General features: G+C 48.1%; 18 protein-coding genes, 3 tRNA genes and 3 rRNA genes. 15 read left to right on the top strand and 9 right to left on the bottom strand.

Features of this window, described 5'->3' with window-relative positions; genetic code table 11:
• Positions 1–136 precede the first annotated feature (136 nt).
• The 6 genes from QMY49_RS15020 to QMY49_RS15045 all read left to right on the top strand — a co-directional run bounded on the left by QMY49_RS15020 (position 137) and on the right by QMY49_RS15045 (position 5,468).
• Positions 137–1,688 (top strand): 16S ribosomal RNA (locus QMY49_RS15020).
• A 65-nt stretch (positions 1,689–1,753) separates the two neighbouring features.
• A tRNA-Ile gene (locus QMY49_RS15025) sits at positions 1,754–1,830 on the top strand.
• Positions 1,831–1,873: 43 nt separating this feature from the next.
• Positions 1,874–1,949 (top strand) — tRNA-Ala (locus QMY49_RS15030).
• A 259-nt stretch (positions 1,950–2,208) separates the two neighbouring features.
• Positions 2,209–5,098, top strand: a 23S ribosomal RNA gene (locus tag QMY49_RS15035).
• A gap of 92 nt (positions 5,099–5,190) precedes the next feature.
• Positions 5,191–5,307 (top strand): 5S ribosomal RNA (rrf, locus tag QMY49_RS15040).
• Together the 16S, 23S and 5S rRNA genes with 3 tRNA genes alongside form the textbook arrangement of a ribosomal RNA operon.
• A gap of 70 nt (positions 5,308–5,377) precedes the next feature.
• Positions 5,378–5,468 (top strand) — tRNA-Ser (locus tag QMY49_RS15045).
• An 843-nt stretch (positions 5,469–6,311) separates the two neighbouring features.
• Here the strand turns inward: QMY49_RS15045 and QMY49_RS15050 are convergent.
• From QMY49_RS15050 to hemC, 4 genes are read right to left on the bottom strand one after another with little or no spacing between them, the layout of a single operon-like run.
• Positions 6,312–7,493 carry a heme biosynthesis protein HemY gene (locus tag QMY49_RS15050; RefSeq protein WP_005452034.1) on the bottom strand — a complete coding sequence of 394 codons (1,182 nt, stop codon included), beginning with the start codon at positions 7,491–7,493 and terminating at the stop codon, positions 6,312–6,314.
• On the bottom strand, positions 7,493–8,704 hold the full coding sequence (locus tag QMY49_RS15055) for a uroporphyrinogen-III C-methyltransferase (protein WP_005452033.1): 1,212 nt from the start codon (positions 8,702–8,704) through the stop codon (positions 7,493–7,495). The genes QMY49_RS15050 and QMY49_RS15055 overlap by 1 nt, the downstream gene beginning before the upstream one ends.
• A 17-nt stretch (positions 8,705–8,721) precedes the next feature.
• The gene (locus QMY49_RS15060; protein ID WP_283312209.1) at positions 8,722–9,450 is read right to left on the bottom strand and encodes a uroporphyrinogen-III synthase; all 729 of its coding nucleotides are present in this window, start codon (positions 9,448–9,450) and stop codon (positions 8,722–8,724) included.
• Between the two features lie 2 nt (positions 9,451–9,452).
• Entirely contained in the window at positions 9,453–10,391 is a 939-nt protein-coding gene (gene hemC / locus QMY49_RS15065) for a hydroxymethylbilane synthase (protein ID WP_005438556.1), read from the bottom strand.
• A 348-nt stretch (positions 10,392–10,739) separates the two neighbouring features.
• Here hemC and QMY49_RS15070 point away from each other — a divergent pair, with 348 nt between their 5' ends.
• Complete coding sequence (locus tag QMY49_RS15070) at positions 10,740–13,268, top strand: class I adenylate cyclase (protein ID WP_005452031.1); 2,529 nt, start codon at positions 10,740–10,742, stop codon at positions 13,266–13,268.
• Between the two features lie 75 nt (positions 13,269–13,343).
• Here QMY49_RS15070 and cyaY read toward each other — a convergent pair whose 3' ends face one another.
• Positions 13,344–13,658 (bottom strand): iron donor protein CyaY, encoded by a 315-nt coding sequence (gene cyaY / locus QMY49_RS15075; RefSeq protein WP_050939490.1) that lies wholly within the window; start codon positions 13,656–13,658, stop codon positions 13,344–13,346.
• 74 nt (positions 13,659–13,732) lie between these two features.
• On the opposite strand from cyaY, the gene lptM reads away from it, so the two are divergent.
• From lptM to QMY49_RS15110, 7 genes are all read left to right on the top strand, one after another.
• Positions 13,733–13,849 (top strand): LPS translocon maturation chaperone LptM, encoded by a 117-nt coding sequence (gene lptM / locus QMY49_RS27320; RefSeq protein ID WP_005533626.1) that lies wholly within the window; start codon positions 13,733–13,735, stop codon positions 13,847–13,849.
• 61 nt (positions 13,850–13,910) lie between these two features.
• On the top strand, positions 13,911–15,164 hold the full coding sequence (lysA, locus tag QMY49_RS15085; protein ID WP_005452029.1) for a diaminopimelate decarboxylase: 1,254 nt from the start codon (positions 13,911–13,913) through the stop codon (positions 15,162–15,164).
• A gap of 10 nt (positions 15,165–15,174) precedes the next feature.
• Positions 15,175–16,005: a diaminopimelate epimerase gene (gene dapF, locus QMY49_RS15090; RefSeq protein WP_012126593.1), complete on the top strand. Its 831-nt coding sequence runs from the start codon at positions 15,175–15,177 to the stop codon at positions 16,003–16,005.
• Between the two features lie 20 nt (positions 16,006–16,025).
• Positions 16,026–16,730, top strand: coding sequence for a DUF484 family protein (locus tag QMY49_RS15095; protein WP_152930510.1), 705 nt, complete (start codon positions 16,026–16,028; stop codon positions 16,728–16,730).
• Positions 16,696–17,637 carry a tyrosine recombinase XerC gene (xerC, locus tag QMY49_RS15100; protein WP_005430404.1) on the top strand — a complete coding sequence of 314 codons (942 nt, stop codon included), beginning with the start codon at positions 16,696–16,698 and terminating at the stop codon, positions 17,635–17,637. The genes QMY49_RS15095 and xerC overlap by 35 nt, the downstream gene beginning before the upstream one ends.
• Before the next feature lie 12 nt (positions 17,638–17,649).
• Positions 17,650–18,366, top strand: a complete 717-nt coding sequence (gene yigB, locus QMY49_RS15105) for a 5-amino-6-(5-phospho-D-ribitylamino)uracil phosphatase YigB (protein ID WP_005430399.1) — start codon at positions 17,650–17,652, stop codon at positions 18,364–18,366.
• Positions 18,367–18,504: 138 nt separating this feature from the next.
• Positions 18,505–20,991, top strand: coding sequence for a bifunctional diguanylate cyclase/phosphodiesterase (locus QMY49_RS15110; protein WP_283312216.1), 2,487 nt, complete (start codon positions 18,505–18,507; stop codon positions 20,989–20,991).
• Positions 20,992–21,101: 110 nt separating this feature from the next.
• Here QMY49_RS15110 and QMY49_RS15115 read toward each other — a convergent pair whose 3' ends face one another.
• The gene (locus QMY49_RS15115) at positions 21,102–21,698 is read right to left on the bottom strand and encodes a tRNA-uridine aminocarboxypropyltransferase (RefSeq protein ID WP_114092149.1); all 597 of its coding nucleotides are present in this window, start codon (positions 21,696–21,698) and stop codon (positions 21,102–21,104) included.
• On the bottom strand, positions 21,698–23,248 hold the full coding sequence (locus QMY49_RS15120) for a COG3650 family protein (protein ID WP_009695947.1): 1,551 nt from the start codon (positions 23,246–23,248) through the stop codon (positions 21,698–21,700). The genes QMY49_RS15115 and QMY49_RS15120 overlap by 1 nt, the downstream gene beginning before the upstream one ends.
• A 41-nt stretch (positions 23,249–23,289) precedes the next feature.
• Here QMY49_RS15120 and QMY49_RS15125 point away from each other — a divergent pair, with 41 nt between their 5' ends.
• Positions 23,290–23,760, top strand: a complete 471-nt coding sequence (locus QMY49_RS15125) for an EVE domain-containing protein (RefSeq protein ID WP_005452022.1) — start codon at positions 23,290–23,292, stop codon at positions 23,758–23,760.
• Positions 23,761–23,829: 69 nt separating this feature from the next.
• Here the strand turns inward: QMY49_RS15125 and QMY49_RS15130 are convergent, their stop codons facing one another.
• Both QMY49_RS15130 and QMY49_RS15135 read right to left on the bottom strand, forming a co-directional pair.
• Positions 23,830–24,654 (bottom strand): Cof-type HAD-IIB family hydrolase, encoded by an 825-nt coding sequence (locus tag QMY49_RS15130; protein ID WP_074050908.1) that lies wholly within the window; start codon positions 24,652–24,654, stop codon positions 23,830–23,832.
• A gap of 171 nt (positions 24,655–24,825) precedes the next feature.
• Positions 24,826–25,815 carry an alpha/beta fold hydrolase gene (locus QMY49_RS15135; RefSeq protein ID WP_005452020.1) on the bottom strand — a complete coding sequence of 330 codons (990 nt, stop codon included), beginning with the start codon at positions 25,813–25,815 and terminating at the stop codon, positions 24,826–24,828.
• Between the last annotated feature and the right edge of the window lie 7 nt (positions 25,816–25,822).

Below are 25,822 nucleotides of genomic sequence, written 5' to 3' on the forward strand. Positions count from 1 at the left end.
GATAATCCAATTAGATACCTCGGTATCAAATTAGGTTTCAATGAAACGAAGTGACCATTGAATCGAAAGATTCAGCACAGTCAATTCAAACATTACTTATGTAATGTTCAGTATTCATTGAGCCGAACAAAATCTTAAATTGAAGAGTTTGATCATGGCTCAGATTGAACGCTGGCGGCAGGCCTAACACATGCAAGTCGAGCGGAAACGAGTTATCTGAACCTTCGGGGAACGATAACGGCGTCGAGCGGCGGACGGGTGAGTAATGCCTAGGAAATTGCCCTGATGTGGGGGATAACCATTGGAAACGATGGCTAATACCGCATAATACCTACGGGTCAAAGAGGGGGACCTTCGGGCCTCTCGCGTCAGGATATGCCTAGGTGGGATTAGCTAGTTGGTGAGGTAATGGCTCACCAAGGCGACGATCCCTAGCTGGTCTGAGAGGATGATCAGCCACACTGGAACTGAGACACGGTCCAGACTCCTACGGGAGGCAGCAGTGGGGAATATTGCACAATGGGCGCAAGCCTGATGCAGCCATGCCGCGTGTGTGAAGAAGGCCTTCGGGTTGTAAAGCACTTTCAGTCGTGAGGAAGGTAGTGTAGTTAATAGCTGCATTATTTGACGTTAGCGACAGAAGAAGCACCGGCTAACTCCGTGCCAGCAGCCGCGGTAATACGGAGGGTGCGAGCGTTAATCGGAATTACTGGGCGTAAAGCGCATGCAGGTGGTTTGTTAAGTCAGATGTGAAAGCCCGGGGCTCAACCTCGGAATAGCATTTGAAACTGGCAGACTAGAGTACTGTAGAGGGGGGTAGAATTTCAGGTGTAGCGGTGAAATGCGTAGAGATCTGAAGGAATACCGGTGGCGAAGGCGGCCCCCTGGACAGATACTGACACTCAGATGCGAAAGCGTGGGGAGCAAACAGGATTAGATACCCTGGTAGTCCACGCCGTAAACGATGTCTACTTGGAGGTTGTGGCCTTGAGCCGTGGCTTTCGGAGCTAACGCGTTAAGTAGACCGCCTGGGGAGTACGGTCGCAAGATTAAAACTCAAATGAATTGACGGGGGCCCGCACAAGCGGTGGAGCATGTGGTTTAATTCGATGCAACGCGAAGAACCTTACCTACTCTTGACATCCAGAGAACTTTCCAGAGATGGATTGGTGCCTTCGGGAACTCTGAGACAGGTGCTGCATGGCTGTCGTCAGCTCGTGTTGTGAAATGTTGGGTTAAGTCCCGCAACGAGCGCAACCCTTATCCTTGTTTGCCAGCACTTCGGGTGGGAACTCCAGGGAGACTGCCGGTGATAAACCGGAGGAAGGTGGGGACGACGTCAAGTCATCATGGCCCTTACGAGTAGGGCTACACACGTGCTACAATGGCGCATACAGAGGGCGGCCAACTTGCGAGAGTGAGCGAATCCCAAAAAGTGCGTCGTAGTCCGGATCGGAGTCTGCAACTCGACTCCGTGAAGTCGGAATCGCTAGTAATCGTGGATCAGAATGCCACGGTGAATACGTTCCCGGGCCTTGTACACACCGCCCGTCACACCATGGGAGTGGGCTGCAAAAGAAGTAGGTAGTTTAACCTTCGGGAGGACGCTTACCACTTTGTGGTTCATGACTGGGGTGAAGTCGTAACAAGGTAGCGCTAGGGGAACCTGGCGCTGGATCACCTCCTTATACGATGATTACTCACGATGAGTGTCCACACAGATTGATACGGTTTATAAAAAAGAGACGATACTGGGTCTGTAGCTCAGGTGGTTAGAGCGTTCGCCTGATAAGCGAGAGGTCGGTGGTTCGAGTCCACTCAGACCCACCAATTCCCTTCCCAAGGAATTGGCATACAGTATCGACACCTTGATGGGGCTATAGCTCAGCTGGGAGAGCGCCTGCCTTGCACGCAGGAGGTCAGCAGTTCGATCCTGCTTAGCTCCACCATCTTTAAGCGCATTCGATGAGTGCTTTTAAAAATGGTTTCGAAAGAAATCTAGCTCTTTAACAATTTGGAAAGCTGACAAAACAAACTTTTAAGTTTGTTTGTAAAGTTCTCAATGTTTGTCTTTATGACAAACACCAATACAACACATTCAAGTGTTCTTGGAATTTGAGTCCGGCAAAATCGAGTCTGCATCATGTATAAAAATTGCAGACAACTTTGGTGACTTGTTCATCAACTCGAAACTCCTTCGGGTTGTATGGTTAAGTGACTAAGCGTACACGGTGGATGCCTTGGCAGTCAGAGGCGATGAAGGACGTATTAACTTGCGATAAGCCCAGATTAGGTAGTAAAAACCATTTGAGTCTGGGATTTCCGAATGGGGAAACCCACTAGCATAAGCTAGTATCGCTGCGTGAATACATAGCGCAGCGAGGCGAACCGGGGGAACTGAAACATCTAAGTACCCCGAGGAAAAGAAATCAACCGAGATTCCGAAAGTAGCGGCGAGCGAAATTGGACTAGCCCTTAAGCTTTTTATGCGTCAGGTGAAACTTCTGGAAAGTTGTGCGATACAGGGTGATAGCCCCGTAACCGGCAACGCATTTAAAGTGAAATCGAGTAGGGCGGGACACGTGATATCCTGTCTGAATATGGGGGGACCATCCTCCAAGGCTAAATACTACTGACTGACCGATAGTGAACCAGTACCGTGAGGGAAAGGCGAAAAGAACCCCTGTGAGGGGAGTGAAATAGAACCTGAAACCGTGTACGTACAAGCAGTAGGAGCACCTTCGTGGTGTGACTGCGTACCTTTTGTATAATGGGTCAGCGACTTATATTCAGTGGCAAGGTTAACCATCTAGGGGAGCCGTAGGGAAACCGAGTCTTAACTGGGCGTTCAGTCTCTGGATATAGACCCGAAACCAGGTGATCTAGCCATGGGCAGGTTGAAGGTTGAGTAACATCAACTGGAGGACCGAACCGACTAATGTTGAAAAATTAGCGGATGACTTGTGGCTAGGGGTGAAAGGCCAATCAAACCTGGAGATAGCTGGTTCTCCCCGAAAGCTATTTAGGTAGCGCCTCGGACGAATACTACTGGGGGTAGAGCACTGTTAAGGCTAGGGGGTCATCCCGACTTACCAACCCTTTGCAAACTCCGAATACCAGTAAGTACTATCCGGGAGACACACGGCGGGTGCTAACGTCCGTCGTGGAGAGGGAAACAACCCAGACCGCCAGCTAAGGTCCCAAATTACTACTAAGTGGGAAACGATGTGGGAAGGCTCAGACAGCCAGGATGTTGGCTTAGAAGCAGCCATCATTTAAAGAAAGCGTAATAGCTCACTGGTCGAGTCGGCCTGCGCGGAAGATGTAACGGGGCTAAGTAGTAAACCGAAGCTGCGGCAATGTACTTTAGTACATTGGGTAGGGGAGCGTTCTGTAAGCGGTTGAAGGTGTGTGGTAACGCATGCTGGACGTATCAGAAGTGCGAATGCTGACATGAGTAACGATAAAGGGGGTGAAAAACCTCCTCGCCGGAAGACCAAGGGTTCCTGTCCAACGTTAATCGGGGCAGGGTAAGTCGACCCCTAAGGCGAGGCCGAAAGGCGTAGTCGATGGGAAACGGGTTAATATTCCCGTACTTCTTACAATTGCGATGGGGGGACGGAGAAGGCTAGGTGGGCCTGGCGACGGTTGTCCAGGTTCAAGTGCGTAGGCTTAAGAGTTAGGTAAATCCGGCTCTTTTTAAGGCTGAGACACGACGTCGAGCTACTACGGTAGTGAAGTCATTGATGCCATGCTTCCAGGAAAAGCCTCTAAGCTTCAGATTGTAAGGAATCGTACCCCAAACCGACACAGGTGGTCGGGTAGAGAATACCAAGGCGCTTGAGAGAACTCGGGTGAAGGAACTAGGCAAAATGGTACCGTAACTTCGGGAGAAGGTACGCTCTCGACGGTGAAGTCCCTTGCGGATGGAGCTATTGAGAGTCGCAGATACCAGGTGGCTGCAACTGTTTATTAAAAACACAGCACTGTGCAAAATCGTAAGATGACGTATACGGTGTGACGCCTGCCCGGTGCCGGAAGGTTAATTGATGGGGTTAGACTTCGGTCGAAGCTCTTGATCGAAGCCCCGGTAAACGGCGGCCGTAACTATAACGGTCCTAAGGTAGCGAAATTCCTTGTCGGGTAAGTTCCGACCTGCACGAATGGCGTAATGATGGCCACGCTGTCTCCACCCGAGACTCAGTGAAATTGAAATCGCTGTGAAGATGCAGTGTACCCGCGGCTAGACGGAAAGACCCCGTGAACCTTTACTACAGCTTGGCACTGAACATTGACCCTACATGTGTAGGATAGGTGGGAGGCTTTGAAGCACGGTCGCTAGATTGTGTGGAGCCGTCCTTGAAATACCACCCTTGTAGTGTTGATGTTCTAACGTCGACCCCTAATCGGGGTTGCGGACAGTGCCTGGTGGGTAGTTTGACTGGGGCGGTCTCCTCCCAAAGCGTAACGGAGGAGCACGAAGGTGGGCTAATCACGGTTGGACATCGTGAGGTTAGTGCAATGGCATAAGCCCGCTTGACTGCGAGAATGACGGTTCGAGCAGGTGCGAAAGCAGGTCATAGTGATCCGGTGGTTCTGAATGGAAGGGCCATCGCTCAACGGATAAAAGGTACTCCGGGGATAACAGGCTGATACCGCCCAAGAGTTCATATCGACGGCGGTGTTTGGCACCTCGATGTCGGCTCATCACATCCTGGGGCTGAAGTCGGTCCCAAGGGTATGGCTGTTCGCCATTTAAAGTGGTACGCGAGCTGGGTTTAGAACGTCGTGAGACAGTTCGGTCCCTATCTGCCGTGGGCGTTGGAAGATTGAAGGGGGCTGCTCCTAGTACGAGAGGACCGGAGTGGACGAACCTCTGGTGTTCGGGTTGTGTCGCCAGACGCATTGCCCGGTAGCTAAGTTCGGAATCGATAACCGCTGAAAGCATCTAAGCGGGAAGCGAGCCCTGAGATGAGTCTTCCCTGATACTTTAAGTATCCTAAAGGGTTGTTCGAGACTAGAACGTTGATAGGCAGGGTGTGTAAGCGTTGTGAGGCGTTGAGCTAACCTGTACTAATTGCCCGTGAGGCTTAACCATACAACACCCAAGGGGTTTTGATGGACTCGATGTAAGAACATTGAATGTGTGTAAGTAGAATTTAAAATCAGTTTTCCGAATTAAAGAATTTGCTTGGCGACCATAGCGATTTGGACCCACCTGACTTCCATTCCGAACTCAGAAGTGAAACGAATTAGCGCCGATGGTAGTGTGGGGCTTCCCCATGTGAGAGTAGGACATCGCCAGGCTTTAAATATCGTTACCTGTATAAACAAGTAACAACATCATCAGTGTACTAATCTGTTGATGACAATTTGTGGAGAGATGGCTGAGTGGTTGAAAGCACCGGTCTTGAAAACCGGCATACGTTAATAGCGTATCTAGGGTTCAAATCCCTATCTCTCCGCCACTATTAAGAAGCCTCGCTAGAAATAGCGAGGCTTTTTTCATTTCTGATGTTTGAGAATTAGACGGGATTTGTATCAAGTCCCAAGTCAGTCGCGACTTAGGATTAGTCGTCCTCGAACTCAGTCACTACAAAGAAAGCCTGTTGAGAAACCAATGGGCTTTCGTCGTTTCTAGTGCTGGCAAATAAATGAAGTGACTTCCTAACCGAGTGCAGTTCCAAACTAGCGCTTCTGCTCTCCACTCAATAAGCTGCCCAGCGTTTAGCCGTACCTTGAGGCTTTCTACTTTCTTTGCCTTGTAGGGTTATAGAAACTGCCCTCTAGCGAAAGTGATTGAGCTTTCCCCTTATTATTCCTCTCTATATCGAAGCAGTGTTTCTTTTAACAAAAGAGCGTTTCTACTCACTGTAGCATTCATGTGTATTAGAGCTTCTGAGCACCTTCTGATACTTGCTGTCGCTTTGCTTTATCTTTTATTAACAAACGCTACCCAAGCGCTGTATGGGGCTTTCACATCGAATAAGTGCATAACATTACTCCTAGTTACTTCTTTGGCCATCACTACGCTTTACTGTGCTCTGAAGGAGGTTTTCCCTCCTAACCATTTAAAGACAATCGCTATGTCTTGCAGAAAGTGATCGCGATTGCTTCACGTGCTTCTTAATGACATGAAGAAGAGCAGCTTGGAATGAACGACAGAAGCTTTGATGATTGCCTCTAATGAAGAGTAGCCAGCAGAGGAGCACAAATTTTGGAGAGTTAGTTGGAGCGATAAAGGGACGTGAAGAGTTACTGGCAATAAAAAAGCCGACAGTAAACTGTCGGCTTTCTACTTTCTGAATCGCTTAGTTGTTTTGAACTAGCGTTAAGGCTTTACGAGAGACCTCGTGAGCCGCTTTTGTTAGGTTTTGCTTCTCTAGTGTGTCTGCTAGATAAGCATAGTCAGAAACGTCTGAGCGAAGTTTTAGCGCAACCTCGAAGTGCTCTTGTGCTTCTTGCCATTTTTCTTGGCGGAAGAAGAAGTGCGCTAAAGCACTTTGCGCCGCTGCGTTTTCTGGTTCACGCTTCAAGACACCTTCCAAGAATACTATGACTGGGTGGCTATCCGGCAGGTTTAGCTCCGGCAGTAATTGGTAGAGCTCTGGTGTTGGGCTCTTCTTCAGTGCTTCTTTGATTACTGTGAATGCTTCGTTATCTGCTTTACGTGAGATGAGCTCGTGAGCAAAACAACCGATCAAATGAGCGTCTTGTTTTACCTTACGTGGCAAACCGTTCCAGTGTGAGATAAGACCTTCGCTGCCTTGTTGCTGAGCCACTTCGTGTAGCAAGCCGCATTGTGCTTTCTGAATCAGTTCCGCTTGCTCTTCTTCAGTTACCAGTTTGGCTTTGCTTAGCTGAGGCATCAGATCGATCAGCGGTTGCCACAGCTTAAGCTGCATGTAAGTGGTTTTCAGCAGGTTAAGAACAATCGAGTTATTCGCGTACTGACCTTTCAATGCTTGCAGTGTATCGAATGCAGATTCGAATTCGTTATCACGAATGAACTGTTTCGCGCGAGTCAACTCTACTGCTAGGTGCGCGTTTTCTTGCTGGCTTGCCAGTTCTAGATACTGGTCACGCTTCGCTTTGTCACCTTGACCTTGCGCAGCTTCAGAAGCCACTAAATAACACAGAAGAGGCATGTCGTGGTGGTTTGCCCAGCGTGTTACTTTCTTCTCTGCGCCTTTCCAGTCACCTTCAAGTAGCTTGATGATGCCTTCGTTGGTGTAGCGACGAGAGCGACGCATTTTGCGCACACTAAAGTAATTCCATGTGCTTGAGCTTGCGTAAACCACTTTCTTGACCACGTATTCTAAGAAGAACAGTGCCGCCAAGGTCGCAATCACGAAGATCACTAAGGTGGTTACACTCATCTCAATGGTTTTGTTGGCAATAGAGATCAGGACATAACCTTGCTGACCTGAGAATTGAGTGCCAACAAATAAGCCGGCACCAAGAACAACAAATAGGAAAATAAGACGAACCATTATTTATCCTCCGTACCTGTCATTGTGGTCACTTCACGACGTAGGCGTTCACGAATCACGTCGGAGAGTTGGTTTTGGCTTTCTAGCTTCGCAGGGTATTCAACTTGAATGTCTTGCTTGCTCAGTTGGCTCAGTGTTTTGTTGAATTCTTTCACCGAGTTATCGTCTTGGTTGAAGAATGCCATTGCCCATTTGTCTGCTGTCTCTAAAGAGGTGGTGTAGATTTCACCTTGCTCTTGGTAAACCGCTTTGATTGCCGTCTCTAACTTCGCTTTGATGTTTTCTTTCAAGTAGAAGTGTTGTTGTGGTGACAATAGAGGGATTACGTTGCCGTCACGAGTGCGGAAGGTGATGAAGTTTTCTGAGAAGTCTTTTAACGACGTCATCAGGTTATCTTGCCAGTTTGCAATGTCTTCGGACACTTGTTGCTTCTCTACCGCTGCCGCTTCTGGTAGCAAAGCATTCGCAAGTGGCAGTTTGTCAACTTGCTGCTGTAGCGCAGTGAGGCGCAATACCAAGCCATCACGGTCTACCAAAGGAACAACACGCAGCTTAGTAATGTCGTTTGCCATAGCTTTACGCAGACCGACCAAGCTTGGGTCGTTCAGCGCGGCGATACGTTGGTCCGCGCTTTCCATCAATTGAGTAGCACTTTCTACGTCGTGCTCTAGGAACAATTTACGACCTGCCAGTTTTACTAGGTAGTCAGCTTCTGCCAGTAACCAGTCGTTTGGACGACGACCTTTCACATCAGCGACTGCCAGCTGCAGGCTTTCGATGCTCTTTTGTTGCTGACCCAATACCACTTCTGCTTTGTGAGTGACTGTGGTCGCTTTTTCAATGGTTTCTTCTTTTACTTGGCTAAGCTCTTGCTTCATTGCTGATTGAGCTTGCTCCAGTTGGCTTTGCAGTTGAGCGATCTGAGTTTGGTATTCAGATTGCTGCTCAAGCATTTTGTAAGTGAGACCGCCACCAAAAATCAGTGATAAGACGATAGCGACAGTACCCAGCTTCACGCCGCGTTTGCCTTGCTTCTCTTCAAATTCAACTTTGTTTGGTTCTGCTGGTTTGGTTGGCTCAGCAGGCTTTGATTCTGCCTTGCTTGGCTCAGATTCCTTCTTAGGCGTGTCTTTTTCAGCTAGCGGTGCCGATGTAGTTTCTTCGGAAAGGTTTTTATCGTTATTCTTTTGGTCGTTATTTTTACTTGTCATGCCTATATCCTGTGTAGCTAGGGCTGGAGAGCAGCCAGTAATTCTTGGTTGGATGCGCTTCCTGTGCACCTGACCTGAGTGAAGCCCCGTTGAACTGCGATGTCAGCGATTCGCTGACTGGGGATATACAACTCTTGTTGATTAAGCCAAGTCAATTGCTCTGACGTCAATTGGCTGCACAAATAATCCAGTTGTTCACCACTGGTGACGATAATCTGGTCGATTTGTTGGGTTTTCCATAGTGAGACACAGCTTACTGGATCGAATGGGATAAATTCTCTCTTATAAGTCTCACTATAGTGAACTTTTGCTCCACGTCTCACCAATGCATCTTTTATCAGCTCTCTGCCACCGTTGCCACGGAGGATCAGAACTGTTTGTTTTTCTACATTGTTTAGCTCGGGAAGCTGCAACAAGTGCTCACTATCACTGACTTGTGGATAGTGTACTTTCTGTTGGGTACATTTGCTCAAATAGTGTGCTGTTTTTTGACCAACGGCAAGGTATATAGCCTGCTTAGACCATGATTTAGCGTGGTTCTGCAAGATTTGCTCTGCGCATTGCACCGCATGTTGGCTAACAGCAATGATGATTTGAGCGGTTTCAATGTATTTGGAGAGTTGTGTGTCGCTGAGATCGGCGACGATGTCGATCAGAGGATGATGAATTGCAGTTTTGCCGTGCCTTTCGAGCAGAGAGCAAAGCGCCATGCCTTGCTCTCCCGGACGAGTGACCAACACTGCCATGATTATTCGTGGTCTGCGTACAGTTTGGTTAGGATGTCGCGCGCCCCGTTTTCAAGTAGCTCGTTAGCCAGTTGAACACCGAGTGCTTCGGCATCGTTGCGGTGACCACGAATTTCACCACGCACAATTAGGCTGCCGTCTGGTTCACCAACCAGTGCGCGTAGCCAAATGTTGTCACCATCAAGCAGTGAGTAACTTCCGATTGGCACCTGACAGCCGCCTTCAAGGGTGAGGTTCATCGCGCGCTCACAGCGTACGCGATCTGCTGTGTCTTGGTGGTTTAGTGGCTCAAGCAGTTTAAGTAGACGCTCGTCATCCACACGGCACTCAATACCCACCGCACCTTGACCTACTGCTGGCAGCGATTGCTCTGGCTCGATAAAGCTACGGATGCGCTCTTCTAGCTCAAGGCGTTTCAGACCTGCCGCTGCAAGAATGATTGCGTCGTATTCACCTGCATCTAGCTTACCTAGACGAGTACCTACGTTGCCACGCAGCTCTTTGATAACTAGGTCTGGGCGGTATTCTTTTAACTGACACTGGCGACGCAGGCTACAAGTACCTACAACTGCGCCTTGTGGCAGTTCATCAATGTTGTTGTAAGTGTTAGAAACGAACGCATCACGTGGGTCTTCACGTTCACAAATCGTCACTAAGCCAAGACCCTCAGGGAAGTCTACTGGTACATCTTTCATTGAGTGCACCGCAAGGTCTGCACGACCTTCGAGCATTGCCACTTCTAGCTCTTTCACAAACAAGCCTTTACCACCGACTTTAGCTAGCGGTGTATCCAAAATGATGTCGCCTTTGGTCACCATAGTAACCAGCTCAACTTCCAGACCTGGATGAGCGGCTTGAAGTGCGTCTTTTACATAGTGAGCTTGCCATAGGGCAAGAGGGCTTTTTCGAGTTGCAATGCGAATTGGCGTAGATTGTGTCATGGTCTTCTCAATGCTGTTTTAGTTTTGCCTAATCCTACCACTCAACGCGTGAAAGTCTTAATGTTAGTTAGGCTTCTCTTGGTGTCATGAATCGAATTACATGACGTTATGAAAATAGTGTGACTGGATTCTCATTTAGGCTAAGGACTATTATTAGTTATAGGTGAATACAAGCGACACTACTGCGCTATCGATTTTTGCGACTAGTGTGGGGTTTTCAGACCACAACTATTTGCGGGTGGAAATCTTTACCAACCCTGATGAAAGTGTTAAATTGATCACGTTTTTACACCATTTTGGTTTAAAACATCAGCAGATTTTCGTGATTGTTCAACCAAGGAACTTCCCTTGCAGGCTTACACCCAAAAACTTATTCAGCGATTAGATAACCTGAACCAGCAACGGATCGACCGTGCGCTGGCGCTTATGGATTCGCAAAGCCAGCAAGTCTTCCACTTGATTCCTGCCTTGTTGAACTACAACCATCCTGTTATTCCCGGCTACTACGATGCAGACGTCCCTTATGGTGTGTTTGGTCTAGAGCTGAACGATCTCCAACAGCAATTCCTTGATGATACCCAACTGACAATTGGTCAACCGCTTAAGACGGCAGAGCAACCTGCGATCTTAGGTTTGTACACCATGGGCAGTACCTCTTCTATTGGTCAAAGTACCTCAAGTGATTTGGATATTTGGGTGTGTATTTCACCGGAGATGGATAACGACCAACGTGAACTGCTGACCAATAAATGCTTGCTGATCACCGATTGGGCACAAAGCCAAGGTGTAGAAGCGAACTTCTTCTTAATGGATGAAGAGCGTTTTCGTAGCAACCGTTCAGAAGAGATGACCGGCGATAACTGTGGTTCTTCTCAGCATTTATTATTGCTGGATGAGTTCTACCGTTCTGCGGTTCGTTTGGCAGGACAGCGTTTGTTGTGGCAAATCGTGCCGCCAGAAATGGAAGAGTGTTACGACGAGTACGTTGCACAGCTTTGTAAAGATGGCTACATCAACTGTGATGAGTGGATCAACTTTGGTCAGCTTAACCGCATTCCTGCTGAAGAGTACTTCGGCTCGAACTTGTGGCAGCTGTACAAGAGTATCGATTCCCCTTACAAGTCCGTGTTGAAAGCGATCTTGCTTGAAGCTTACTCGTGGGAATACCCGCACACACAACTTCTTAGTATCGACACCAAACGTCGCTTCTTTGCCCACGAGCCTGACTTGTACGGCATGGATGCGTACTACTTGATGCTAGAGAAAGTAACGCGTTACCTAGAGCGAATCCAAGACGACACACGTTTGGATTTAGTTCGTCGCTGTTTCTACCTTAAAACCCATGAAAAACTGTCTCGTGAACCTGATGTAGGCTCTGTAGCTTGGCGTCGTGAAGCCTTGAGCGACATGATTGCGAAATGGGATTGGGATGAAGTGGTATTGGCAGAGCTCGACGATCGCCGTAACTGGAAAGTAGAACAAGTGAAAGTGGTGCACCATGCACTGCTGGATGCTTTGATGCAAAGCTACCGTAACTTGATTCAGTTTGCGCGTCGTAATGACATTACCTCGGCGATCAGCCCGCAAGATATTAGCATTCTTGCCCGTAAGCTGTACGCGGCATTTGAAGTGCTGCCGGGGAAAGTTACCTTGCTTAACCCTCAGATCTCGCCAGATTTGCACGAACCCGACTTGAGCTTCATTGAAGTAAAAGAAGGCGGGGTGAACAAATCAGGTTGGTACTTGTACAAGCAACCACTGATTGCGCACCGCATTCTTGGTCAGCCTTGTCTTGAGCATCATGAGTACTTGAGTAAGTTGGTTTCTTGGGCGTTCTTCAACGGTTTGATTACCGAGTCAACGCGTTTGCACGCGGTGGTGCGTGAGGCGCAGTTAGACATCGATAAGTTCTACCAAATGGTGAGTGACCTACGTAACACCTTCTCGTTACGTAAACGTCGCCCAACCATGCAAGCGCTGGGTAGCCCGTGTGAAATTAGTCAGATGGCGATGTTCATCAACTTTGAAAATGACCCGACGGCAGAGTTGTCTGGTCGCTCACTCAAAGTGGATGTGAAAAACACCGATATCTTCAGCTTTGGCCCTGAGCAAATTAACTTGGTCGGCAGTGTCGATTTGGTTTATCGCAACTCATGGCACGAAGTGCGTACCCTGCACTTCAAAGGTGAAACCGCGATGTTGGATGCATTGAAGACCATTCTTGGCAAAATGCACCAAGATGCGATTCCGCCAGAGTCGGTGGATGTATTCTGCTACGCGAAGAACATGCGTGGCGTGATGCGCAATATGGTGTATCAGCTATTGGCAGAGTGTATCGACTTACGTTTGAAGCCGGTTGAGCAAGAGAAACGCCGTCGCTTTAAAGCCATGCGTCTCGCTAACCAAACTTACGGTCTGTTCTTTGAGCGTCGTGGTGTATCGGTTCAGAAGCTAGAAAACTCGGTCGATTTCTACCGCAGCATTTCAACCAACAAGCTGAAAGGTTCACCGCTGTTGATGCTGGATCGTGAACAAGAGTACCAACTACCAGAAGTAGTGGATGGCTTTGCCAGTGAAGGTTTGGTGCAGTTCTTCTTTGAAGATACTGACGATGGTTTCAATATCTATGTATTGGATGAGTCAAACCAAGTTGAGGTTTACCATCAATTCAGTGGCTCTAAAGATGAAATGATTGCGTCAGTGAACAGCTTCTACACCTCGGTGAAAGACGACAGTCGTGTATCGTCGAAGTTTATTAACTTTAACTTGCCGCAGTACTACCAAATTATTCATCCGGAAGAAGGGAATACCTACATTATCCCTTACCGCAATGATGGCTGTACGCCGACTCGCCCAACCAAAGCGGTTAATGCGTAAAACGAACAACAAAAAAGAGCACCTTGGTGCTCTTTTGTCGTTTAGGTGACTGGTCGCCACGAAGACCCATTTGGCTTATGCCCAATCGATCGTTTCACCAGCGTGTTTTTCACATTCTTCTTTCACCATTGCAAACAGTTCCATGCCCGTTTTAGAGCAAGTCCATTTGTTATCGATTAGCTTAAAGTGGAAGCCACCAGACTTCGATGCTAACCAGATCTCATGCATTGGCTCTTGGCGGTTAATGATGATTTGGCTGCGGTCTTCAAACTCTAATGTCATTACGTTGCCAGTGACTTCGTAATCAATGTCTGCACCTGAATCATCGATGGATTCTTCGATGAGTTGCATCTGCGCATCCACCAGTTGATGAAATTCAGTATCGTTCATCCGTCTATCCTATTGCTTTTCCTGAGTGTGGTGCGATTATAGGGGGCATTGGTTTAATAATCACGATATGCAAAATGAAAAAATTACTTACGGTGTTGTTTGTGATGGTTGCAGCGACCCTTGCTGGTTGTGGTCAATCAGGTTCACTTTATATCCCAGATGACGCTCAACAAAACGAGCAGTCACAATAATCAGCCACACCTTCGGGTGAAAACAGGGTTTAGCAGTCGAATTAATTAAGGGAAGCAAATTTTGGATTACTTCAACTATCAGGATGATGGCCAGCTTTGGGCCGAAGACGTCTCACTCCAAGCTCTCGCCGAGCAACATGGCACTCCTCTTTATGTTTACTCACGAGCAACGCTAGAGCGTCACTGGAATGCGTTTGATAGCGCTGTGGGTCAGCATCCTCATCTTGTTTGTTACGCAGTAAAAGCAAACTCTAACCTTGGCGTATTGAATGCACTGGCTCGTTTGGGTTCAGGTTTCGATATTGTATCGGGTGGTGAGCTTGAACGCGTTATCGCGGCTGGCGGTGATGCGAAGAAGGTGGTGTTCTCGGGTGTTGGTAAAACGCCAGCAGAGATGAAACGCGCACTGGAGCTGGGCATCAAATGCTTCAACGTGGAATCAGAACCTGAACTTGAGCGCTTGAACAAAGTCGCAGGTGAGTTAGGTGTGGTTGCACCGATTTCTCTACGAATTAACCCTGACGTAGACGCAAAAACACACCCTTATATCTCGACTGGTCTGCGCGACAACAAGTTTGGTATCGCTTTTGACCGTGCTCCGGCAGTATATAAATTTGCTCAGAGCCTACCAAATCTCAACGTGCAAGGTATCGACTGCCACATTGGTTCTCAGTTGACTGAGATTGAACCGTTCATCGACGCGACAGATCGCCTCTTGGCTCTGATTGATGATCTGAAAGCACAAGGCATCAACATCCGTCATCTGGACGTTGGTGGTGGTCTGGGTGTGGTATATCGTGATGAATTGCCACCACAGCCTTCTGATTACGCGAAAGCACTGTTAGGTCGTCTTGAGAACCATCAAGATCTTGAACTGATTTTCGAACCAGGTCGTGCAATTGCAGCTAACGCTGGTATCTTGCTGACGCGTGTGGAATTCCTAAAACACACTGAGCACAAAAACTTTGCGATTATCGATGCGGCGATGAACGACTTAATGCGTCCTGCGCTGTATCAAGCATGGCAAGATATTGTCCCAGTTTCACCACGCGAAGGTGAAGCACAGACTTACGATTTAGTCGGACCTATCTGTGAAACGGGCGATTTCTTGGGCAAAGATCGAGCACTAGTACTGCAAGAAGGTGATCTACTCGCGGTTCGCTCTGCTGGCGCCTATGGTTTTGTGATGTCTTCGAACTACAATACTCGTACCCGAGCGGCGGAAGTGATGGTGGATGGCAACCAAAGCCACCTTGTTCGCCAGCGTGAGGAGCTGACCAGTTTGTGGCAGCTGGAACAGATTCTACCGGAGTAACACACAACAAATGCATTTCCACTTTTCCAAAATGCACGGTTTGGGCAACGACTTTATGGTCGTCGACTGCATTACCCAGAACGTGTTTTTCTCGCAAGATTTGATCCGTCGTTTGGCGGATCGTCACACGGGCGTCGGTTTTGACCAATTGCTCGTGGTTGAAGCGCCTTATGATCCAGAAACCGATTTCCACTACCGCATTTTTAATGCCGATGGTAGTGAAGTTGAGCAGTGTGGTAATGGCGCTCGCTGTTTCGCGCGTTTCGTCCGTTTGAAAGGTTTGACGAATAGGTACAGCATCAGCGTTAGCACCAAGAAAGGTAAGATGATTCTTGATGTTGAAGATGATGGTGAAGTCACGGTGAACATGGGCGTACCTGAATTCGAGCCGAACAAGATCCCTTTCAAAGCGAAGCAGAAAGAGAAAACCTACATCATGCGTGCAGGCGATAAGACCCTGTTCTGTGGCGCAGTGAGCATGGGTAACCCGCACGTGGTGACTGTGGTCGACGATGTGGATACGGCAGAAGTGGAAACACTCGGACCGCTATTAGAATCACACGAACGCTTCCCTGAGCGTGTGAACGCGGGCTTTATGCAAGTTGTGAATCGCAATCACATCCGCCTACGCGTGTATGAGCGTGGTGCGGGTGAAACACAAGCTTGCGGCAGCGGTGCCTGTGGCGCAGTTGCGGTGGGCATCCTGCAAGGTCTATTGGATGAAAACGTGAAAGTTTCACTTCCTGGTGGTGACCTACGCATATCTTGGCAAGGTCCAGGCAAACCATTGTTTATGACCGGTCCAGCAACTCACGTATTTGATGGTCAATTGTCGTGCTAGTTGAAGAACAAGAAAACCAAATCCCAGAAGTTGAAGCGGATGCGCTGACCGCAGAAGTCGTTGCTCAGTATTTAAAAGATCATCCTGACTTCTTCGTTCAACGCCCAGAATTGGTTGATCGCCTTTCTATGCCTCATGCAGATTTAGGCACGGTCTCGTTAGTTCACATTCAAATGAACCGCCAACGTCAACGAATTGAAGAGCTAGAAGAAGAGATCACCACACTGATGTCTTTAGCGGCGAACAATGATCGCACCTTCTACGAGTTCATGGATCTGCAAGGACAAATCCTTAGGTGCGGCGACTTTAAGCAAGTCATCAACGCCATTGAACTGAAAGCCAAAGACCTTGGCTTGAAGGCGTATGTGCGTCTATTGAGCCAGTGTGATGCTGCGACTCAATTGAGTAAGGAAAGCTACCAACGTTTTGCTACCAACCACTTAAACGGCAAAGAGGCGTACTTAGGTCGTCTGCGTAAAGTGGATCGCGAAGCGTTGTTTGGAGATATGGACGTTCCAGAAATGGGTTCCTATGTGGTGTTACCGCTTGTGAAAAAACAGACGCTTGGCGTACTGGCGTTTTCTAGCGAAGATGGCGGTCATTTCCAACCAGATATGGATACCTTGTTTTTGCGTCACCTATCCTTAGTAGTGGCACATCTCGCTCAAACATTGGTATGGCAAAGTCACGATGACGACAACTCCCAACACTCCTCTGCCAAATAGTCTTCAAAAGCCTCTTGAACGCTTCTACGAATTCCTGCGAAGCGAAAAGGGGCTTAGCCTGCACACCCAACGCAACTACAAACAACAATTGGAAACCATGGCTCACCACTTGGCTGAGATGGGGTTGAAAGATTGGTCTCAAGTCGATGCTGGTTGGGTTCGTCAATTGGCAGGTAAAGGCATGCGTGAAGGCATGAAAGCCAGCAGCTTAGCGACGCGCTTATCTTCTCTACGCAGCTTTTTCGATTTCCTGATCCTACGTGGAGAAATGTCAGCTAACCCAGCCAAAGGGGTTTCGGCGCCACGTAAGAAACGTCCACTACCAAAGAACCTCGATGTGGATGAAGTAAACCAATTGCTCGAAGTGAACGAGGACGACCCGTTAGCGGTACGCGATCGTGCCATGATGGAGCTAATGTACGGCGCTGGTCTGCGTTTGGCAGAACTGGTGAGCGTAGACGTGCGTGATGTTCAGCTGCGCAGTGGCGAATTACGAGTGATTGGTAAAGGCGATAAAGAACGTAAAGTGCCATTCTCTGGTATGGCAACCGAATGGGTTGGCAAGTGGCTGCGTGTGCGTGGTGATCTAGCCGCGCCGGGTGAACCGGCACTGTTTGTTTCTAAGCTGGGTACACGAATCTCACATCGCAGTGTGCAAAAGCGTATGGCGGAGTGGGGGCAGAAACAGTCGGTAGCGAGCCATATCAGCCCGCACAAACTGCGTCACTCGTTTGCGACGCACATGTTGGAATCGAGCAATAACTTACGTGCGGTGCAAGAGCTATTGGGGCACGAAAACATTTCCACTACCCAAATCTACACCCACTTGGATTTCCAACATTTAGCACAAGCTTATGATCAGGCGCATCCAAGAGCCCGTAAGAGAAACGACGATAAGTCGGACTAACCAAGGAATCTCATGAAATTCTACCGCCGTATTGCGCCTGTAAAGGCGATGACGTTTGACCTTGATGACACCCTCTATGATAACTATCCAGTGATAGTTCGTATGGAGCGTGAGTTGTTGTCTTGGCTTAAACTCCATCATCCGGCGGTCGCTCACATGGATAAAGCCGATTGGTTTGCACTCAAGCAACGTGTCGTGCAGCAACAACCTGAGCTGAAGAGTGACGTCACTTTGTGGCGCTTGGTACAACTTAAGCAAGCCTTCTCTCAAGTTGGATACGATAACGAAGCGGCGCATACCGCTGCGCAAGCCGCAGTCGAGGTTGCTTTAGACTGGCGTAACCGTTTTGAAGTACCACAGCAAAGCCTCGATGTACTTGCTGAACTCGGGCAAGAAATCCCGCTGGTAGCAATCACTAACGGTAATGTGGATTTAGATCGAATTGGTCTTACGCCTTATTTCCAGCAAGTGCTGAAAGCAGGACCGGATGGCAGCGCGAAACCTGCGCCGGATATGTTCACCAAAGCGCAGCAGTTTCTGGATTTGCCTAGTGAGCACATTCTTCATGTCGGCGATCATCTGGTGACGGATGTTCAAGGTGCAAAACTCGCGAGTTTTGCCGCATGCTGGTTTAATGACATGAATAAAAATGTCATTACTCAGGCAAAAACGCGAACGTTACCTGACATTGAAATCAATAACTTGCAGTCGTTACTCGCGCTTTTGTAATCACTTTCGCATTAATCCATTCAATCTTCATTCTGACTCTAGAAAAGCCGTCTAAAGCCACGTAAATTACTCTCATCAAAGTAAAATAATAAAACCACTTCCATGTGGTGTGGCTTGATGACGGCAGTGGTAGGGTAAATGCGAGCATTCTCTCAACTGGTTCAAAATGTGGATCAGCTTAATGACTTTTTAGTCACTTCTCAGTGTTGTGCAGATAAACGTTATCTGGTGCAACTCCTATCCACCCAATCACGCGACTCCGCCGTCTCACTCGCTCGGGCAATACTCGAAAGATTACCCAACACGCACATCATCGGTCACAGCACCCGTCACGTTATCTTGGAAGGTGAGATCATCAACCATGGCTGCTTAGTGTGTGTGATGGAGTTTGAACAAACCACGCTCACGTCTGCGGTTCAGCATTATTCCTTCTCGCCAGATATCGATGGCTACGATCTCAAGCAAGCTTTACAACTGCAAGATAACTCCAAAGCCATTATTAGCTTTTCTGTCCAAATCGAACGCCGTGATTATCCGGTGTATCGCGTATTTGATGCCGACGGTCCGAAGGTTTCTGGCGGTTTGGCTCAAACCATCGATGACGGTTGTTGGGTTCTGCATCAAGACCAAGTTTATGATGAATCGGTTGTCGCGGTTGCCTTGCACAGCAATACTTTGAAAACATGGACGAGCGCGTATTCTGAGTGGAACCCGATTGGTATGCCGCATAAGGTTACTCACGCCAAAGGGACGCGCTTGTATCGCTTGGGCGAGCGTAAAGCGTTGGAAGTGTACAAACATTACCTTGCTGACGGGCACGACCTATCGCTCAATCAACTGCTGAATTTCCCACTTTATCGAGAATCCATTGGGCGAAAAGAGGTGTGTGCCGTGACGGAAATCCATCCCGACGGCAGCATGAGCTTCGACCGTCCTTGGTGTTTGGGTGATGAAGTTCAGTTCTGTTACAACCATCCTTCGTTAACGCTTGAGCAAGTTCGCCATGGGGTGGTGGAGCTTTCCATGCATCAACCTGAAGCAGTGATGATTTATAACTGCGCATCGCGACTTGATTTTATTGATAGCAGTGATGAAGTTCGCGCCTTCACGGACATTTCCCACACGTCGGGCAGTTACTGCATGGGTGAGTTGTACGGGGAGAATCACCAACAAGAAATTCTGCACCATAGCCTGACTTACTTGGCGATGCGTGAAGGGGATGAAGTTACTGCGCTTAACATGCCACAGCAAGAAGTGAGCACTTCTATCTCTCCCTTGTTTAGCCTGATCCGCAATGCGATTGGCGATCTAAATAACATGAACGCTCATATGGGGTATCAACTCGATCGTCAAGCGAAAAAGCTAGAACAGAGCTTCCGCCGAGATAGTCGCACAGGATTACAAAATCGCGTTGCGCTGCAAGAGCGCTTGATCAGCATTGATGTCGATGAACATTTACTAACGCTCAAACTGCTCAACTTTAGCCATATCAACGAAAAGTACGGCTATCGCGTTGGCGACCAACTGTTGAAAGACTTGTCGATGCACTTTAGCAATCGCCTGCGTAAACGGCTTGGTAAACCTGCCGCGCTGCAACTTTATAGCATTGGTGTCGGTGAGTGGGCGTTCTTATTCAAAGCTGACGGAAGCAGTGAAATGATTAAGCAACACTTCACTCGGTTTGCTGATGCGGTTGAGCAAACCAACTTTGAACCAAGTGGCTTACGAGACATTGATTACCTTTCGATTTCATTGTGCGGTGGCTTAGTTAGCCGTCGTGATTTTCCAACTGCATCGCCGGATGAATTGCTCCTCAAAGGCATTGAAGCGCGAAGAGCTGGGGTGCGAAGTAATACTCATATCTGTAATGCCAAAGACATTGAGGTCAATGAAGATGTGCGAAAAGAGCAGTTGGGTTGGTTGAGCTGTGTGAGCCGCGCCATTCTCAAGCAGAACATCATTACCTACAGTCAGCCAATTGTGCACGCTTACAACCATCGTCCCGCGAGCCAAGAGTGTTTGGTGCGCATCATGGAAGAGGATGGCAGCATCATTGCGCCGGGGCGTTTCTTACCTATCATTTCTGATACGCATTTGTACACGCGTTTGAGCCGTCACATGATCCGTTCCACATTGAATTACATGAAGGACAAACAAGGCGACTTCTCAATTAATTTGTCACCTCAGGATTTACTCAGCGATAAAACCTTGATGTTGCTTGAACATGCTATTACTCAGCTGAACGACCCAAGACGGATTGGTTTAGAAGTCTTGGAGTCGGAGCAAATCAAAGACTACGGGCGAATGATTGAGGTGTGCAGTCACTTTAGAAGCCTAGGCGCACGCATCATTGTCGACGACTTTGGCTCGGGTTACTCCAATATTGATGAGATCCTCAAGTTAGAGCCGGAAGTGATTAAGCTCGATGGCAGTTTGATTCGCTATATCGACAAAGACCAAAAGCAGCGCAAGATTGCCTCGCAGTTGGTGCGTTTGTGTCAGGTGTTTAACGCTAAGACTGTCGCGGAGTTCGTGCACAACAAAGAGGTGTGCGACATTGCTCAGGACATGGGGGTGGACTATCTGCAAGGTTATTATTTGGGTGAACCGACACGCTTGTTTTAATGTGGCTTTGCTCTAATTGAGCTTAAGAGCTCCAAAGTTTTGTTTCACGTGAAACAGCATTCAATAAAAAACGCAGCGTTAGAGCTGCGTTTTTTTGATTTTTAAGAATGTTAGGCATTGAACTCGTGACCACTTTTCTCAGCTTGGAAACGAGGAAGGTATTGCTTGAAGAACGCTAACATTTGTTGCTGGTTTTGCTCTTCACCAAGTTGTCCGAGCAATTGGGCAGCTACTTCAAAGGTACATAGATTACCTTCTTGCTGGTTGCGACGCAGTTGATATTGGGAATCGGCTTGAGTGGTTAAGCCCATCATCGCGACGCCTTCTAGCCAACGGCTTTTATTGATCATCTTGCGCGCCTCTTGCCAAGTTGCATCAAGAATGATGTACAACGGTTGTCTGTTTTGCTCGGTACTTTGTTGCTGTACTTGTTCAAGCGTTAGGCTTTCTTCACTTGGGAATAGCAGTACTGGCAGCAGGCTTGGATTAGCTAACGTTTCTAATAGCTCCGCTGGTGGCGTTTTACGATCCCAAACGACTTGAGTGACATTCAGTTGGCACTGGGCGAGCAGTTTGCCAGTGTTGGTATCGCGCGTCAGTTCATTAGGGTGCATTAACAGCATCAGCGATTGTTCACTGCTTAACTCAGGCAGCAGTGAACAGATGCAGTTGAACTGGAAGGCACAATGTGGACAAGGCTGCGCCATTACAAGCGTACTCCATCGCGAACAGGGCTGATGCCGTCTGAGAACAGACGCACGCCGCTGACTTGTTCTTTGCTCGCTTTTGGTGCCAAGCTTGGGTTGATTGGGTAGCTCACGCCTGTGTATTGCATCACGTGTTGCCCCGGTGTTGCACCACCGCCGCTGACATTGAAAATCAGGTCACGCCAGCCGTGCGAGGTTTGTTGACCAAGCATAATTGGGCTTTGCACTAGCGTCATACGGCTATTGAAACGCCACTCTTTCTCGTGGTTTTCGAATATCAGCAGAGTACAACCGCCAGAGCCACACCAATCAAGTTGCACCAGTAATTCTTCATCACCATCGCCATTCAGATCGTAAGTCAGCCAACGGTATTGGTTATTGCTTGGGTTGGTTTGATTAATGAAAAAGTAGTTACGTACCGCCGCATCCACTTTTGAATTAAATTCGGCACTGGATGGAATGTCCGCAGCTGCAATTGGCGCACTACCGCGTTCAGGCGCTTCTTGCTCAATGCCTGAGTTACGCACTGTTGCTGGGTATAGCACTAAGCCGCCATCGGCAATGGGATAAACCAAATTGCCCACTTTCTCTTTTACTGCTTTCAGTTGGTTGCCTTCGCGAGTAAATAGGCGCTCGGTCATTAAGCGTTGTTGCTGGTGGTGAGTCATCAATACTTGTACTTGCGATGGGCTCAGTTGTTGCCAGTAGCCACGTTCAATCAATGGCGGTTGTCCGTCTGAATAGCTGTATTTGGTGATGGCACTGTGGTCGCTGTTGAGTGTCATTTGCACTTCGAAGCCTTGTGACTGGGTCGACGTCGCGACGTAGGTGTTCACCCATTCTAATGTTGAATCTACGTTGGCTGTCATACCACAGCCTTGGTAGGTTTTATCGCCATGCTCTAGTGTTGCTTTCCAGCCGTAGAGAGAGTTGCTCATGGTGTCTGAACACAAGTTCTCGGTCATGCGCAGTTCACCGTCATCCAACTGGTAAGTACGCTGACGAGGTTGCAGTTTGCTGCTTTTAATCTCGAGTGTTTGTGTCGACTTGCCCATTTGCTGGAACTTGAGCGTATTGCCTTCAAAGTTGGCAGCCCACGAAGGTTCATTACCAAATACGCGAGTGGGTTTACTGGTTTGTTTGCAGCGATGCGGATTTTCTGTGGTGAGGAAGTTCACCTGCTCAACCACAAAGTTAGCATCGAAATCTGCAGAGAAACCGTCGATGCCCGGCGGGTTGAGATGACCAATCACTTCACCATACATGGTTTGATAAGGTTCATTGGTGATGGCTACTGCACGTTGGATTTGTTGCGGTGACAGTTGCAGCCAGTATTGTTTGTCGCTGCCACAAGGTGTGATGTACTGGCTTTCATGCCCAATCACTACTTCACCACGCAGCATAAAGGTTTGAGGTAAGATGGTTTCCGGCTTATCTAAGGATGCAGGCGGAGTGGTTGGGGTGTCTGCATCGGACTGCTGCGGTTGCATGCTACATGCTTGCAGGACCAGCAGTGTGGCTAATGCCACTGGGTTTTTCAAAGCCTTCATGTTATATCTTCCTCATTACTTAATCTGCATCGGATGGCATTATGGCATATTGGTTATTTAAAACAGAACCAGATACCTTTTCTATTGACACGCTTCGAACCCAAAAGGTTTCATGTTGGGAGGGAGTTCGTAATTATCAGGCGCGTAATATGATGCGTGACCAAGTCAAATTGGGTGATTTGGTGCTGATTTACCATTCCTCTTGCAAGAACGTGGGTGTGGCTGGTATTGCCAAAGTGACCCGTGAAGCGTATCCCGATCACTTCCAGTTTGACCTTGAGAGCGATTATTACGACCCGAAATCCGACCCAGAAAATCCGCGTTGGATTATGGTGGATATTGAGTTTGTGCGTAAGACTGAACGCTTGATTCCGTTGTCGGTCATGAAGGCGATGCCAGAACTAGAAAACATGCCATTAGTGAAACGCGGCAATCGCTTATCGATCATGCCGGTGAGCGAAGAAGAGTGGCAAGCAATCCTCGGCAAAGAGAAGCTGCCGAGTCAGCGATAAAAGAAAAGGGCTGCATAGTGCAGCCCTTTGTGATTTTGCCGATAACCTGTTGTTGATAGCCAATACAGGTTATAGCAGATGATCTTGTAGGTAGTGTGCAACCGCATCGTCGACGTTGCTGCCGATTACTTCATTGTTTGGTAGTGCTTTCATCACTTTCTCGTGAGATGTGCCCATCACCAATCCTTTACCCGCCATGGATAGCATTTCTACGTCGTTCATGCCATCACCAAAGGCGATGGTGTTTTCCAGTGTTAGCCCAATAGACTCCGCAACTGCCTTCAACGCATCACCTTTAGACACACCAGCGCTCATCACTTCCAAACACCAAGGTGTTGAGAATGCGATGTTTAGTTGATCGCCAAATTGCTCACGTAACTTAGTTTCGAAGGTCACAAGATGGTCGTGATCTTTTGCTGGGTGAGTGAAGAAGATTTTCGCAATGCCATCAGTTGGTGCGTTGTCTTGATCGTACAACTTATAAGTGAACTCTTCATGGAATTCGCGTAACTCATCGTCATCTTTGTTCAACAACCAGTCGTCGTTTTGATACATGTGGATAAGTATTTCAGGATCCGTTTTGATCGTGTCGATCACTGGTTGAACCAAATCTTCAGGTACGTTCTGGCTGTACATCTCTTGATCATTCTGGTCGTGCACACGTGCTCCGTTCGAAGTAATCATATAAGCCGGAATACCTACCGTGCGACGAATGCTTGCGACGTCTACGTGGTGGCGACCCGTTGCAAAGACAAATGTGTAGCCTTGTTCATGCAGCGCTTTGAGCGTCTCTTTCGAGTAAGCGCTTAGCTGGTGGTTTGGTGCGAGTAAAGTGCCATCCAGATCTGAGGCAACGATTTTAGTGATCTCTTTGCAAGGTAGCGATGTGCTCATGAAGCCCTCGTAAACGGTTCGGATAGAGTAGAACAGGTTGATTGCACACGGAGCGCAGTAGATTGACTAGATCGTACTGCTCCGAGTGCGGGGAACATGATGAAGTCTACGCCAAAATAAGGAGGAAAAAGAGGGTAAATCGCTGAGCTCGTATTTCCTCTTTAATCTGATTTATTGGCTGTGCTCACGCATGAAGGCAAAAACCGCATCAAGTGCTTGGTTGCGATACTGGTCTTTTTCAAACAAGATTTCGTGCTCTGCGCCAGCAATAGAAACTAGGCTGGCATTGGGGTTAGTCTTACTTAGCTTATCGATAAAGCGTTGCTGCGCGGCGTTACTCACGATGCGATCGTTACCTGATTGAACCAATAAAACCGGAACTTTAATTTGGCGTGTCAGCAAAATACATTGCTTGGCTGCCATCAAGCCTTGCCATACCCAGCGTGTGCTTGGACCGCCCACTTGTAGCTCTGGTTTATCGCGGTATAAACCACGGAACCAGTGATAACGATCGTAGCTTTGGCTAAGTGGGTTATCTTCAAACGGCTTTGGGTAGTATTCCTTATGACCTGGCGCATAGCTTGGTTGCGGGGAAACCGCTGCAAGGATTTGCGTGACTGGAATCGCGATAGGGCTGAGATACCAAGGAAGGTTGATACCAAACATCGGAGCACTCAGAATCAAACCGTCAAAGTTGTGGTCTGGGTGAGTTTGCAGGTAACGTGTTGCAATTGCACCGCCCATCGAGTGGGAAATGACAAAGCGCTGCTGGTATCCACTCAAATTGAGTTGCTGCAGTACCAATTCCATATCGTCAATATAATCATTAAAGTCATAGACGTGACCCATGTCTGAGTCTGGTAGCAGACGATCTGATAAACCTTGTCCTCGGTGGTCAAACGAATACACGTCATAACCTTGTCGATATAGGTCGTAGAACAGTTCTTGGTATTTCCAGGAGGCTTCAATGCGACCGTTGACGATCAGTACGGCTTTGGTGTGTTCGGGATTGGTGAGTTTGCACCAGTAGATTTTCTTTTTCTCTGTCCCTTTTACAAAGCCTTCTTGGCGTTCTTGCCAAAGTGCTGCGATCGGACCACCTATTGCTTGCTCAAATAAGGTCTCTTGAGTATAAGTCAAAGGTGAATGGTTAATAGCCATTAGTCGA

Origin of the sequence: Vibrio harveyi (genome assembly GCF_030060435.1) — a bacterium.
GTDB lineage: Bacteria > Pseudomonadota > Gammaproteobacteria > Enterobacterales > Vibrionaceae > Vibrio > Vibrio harveyi.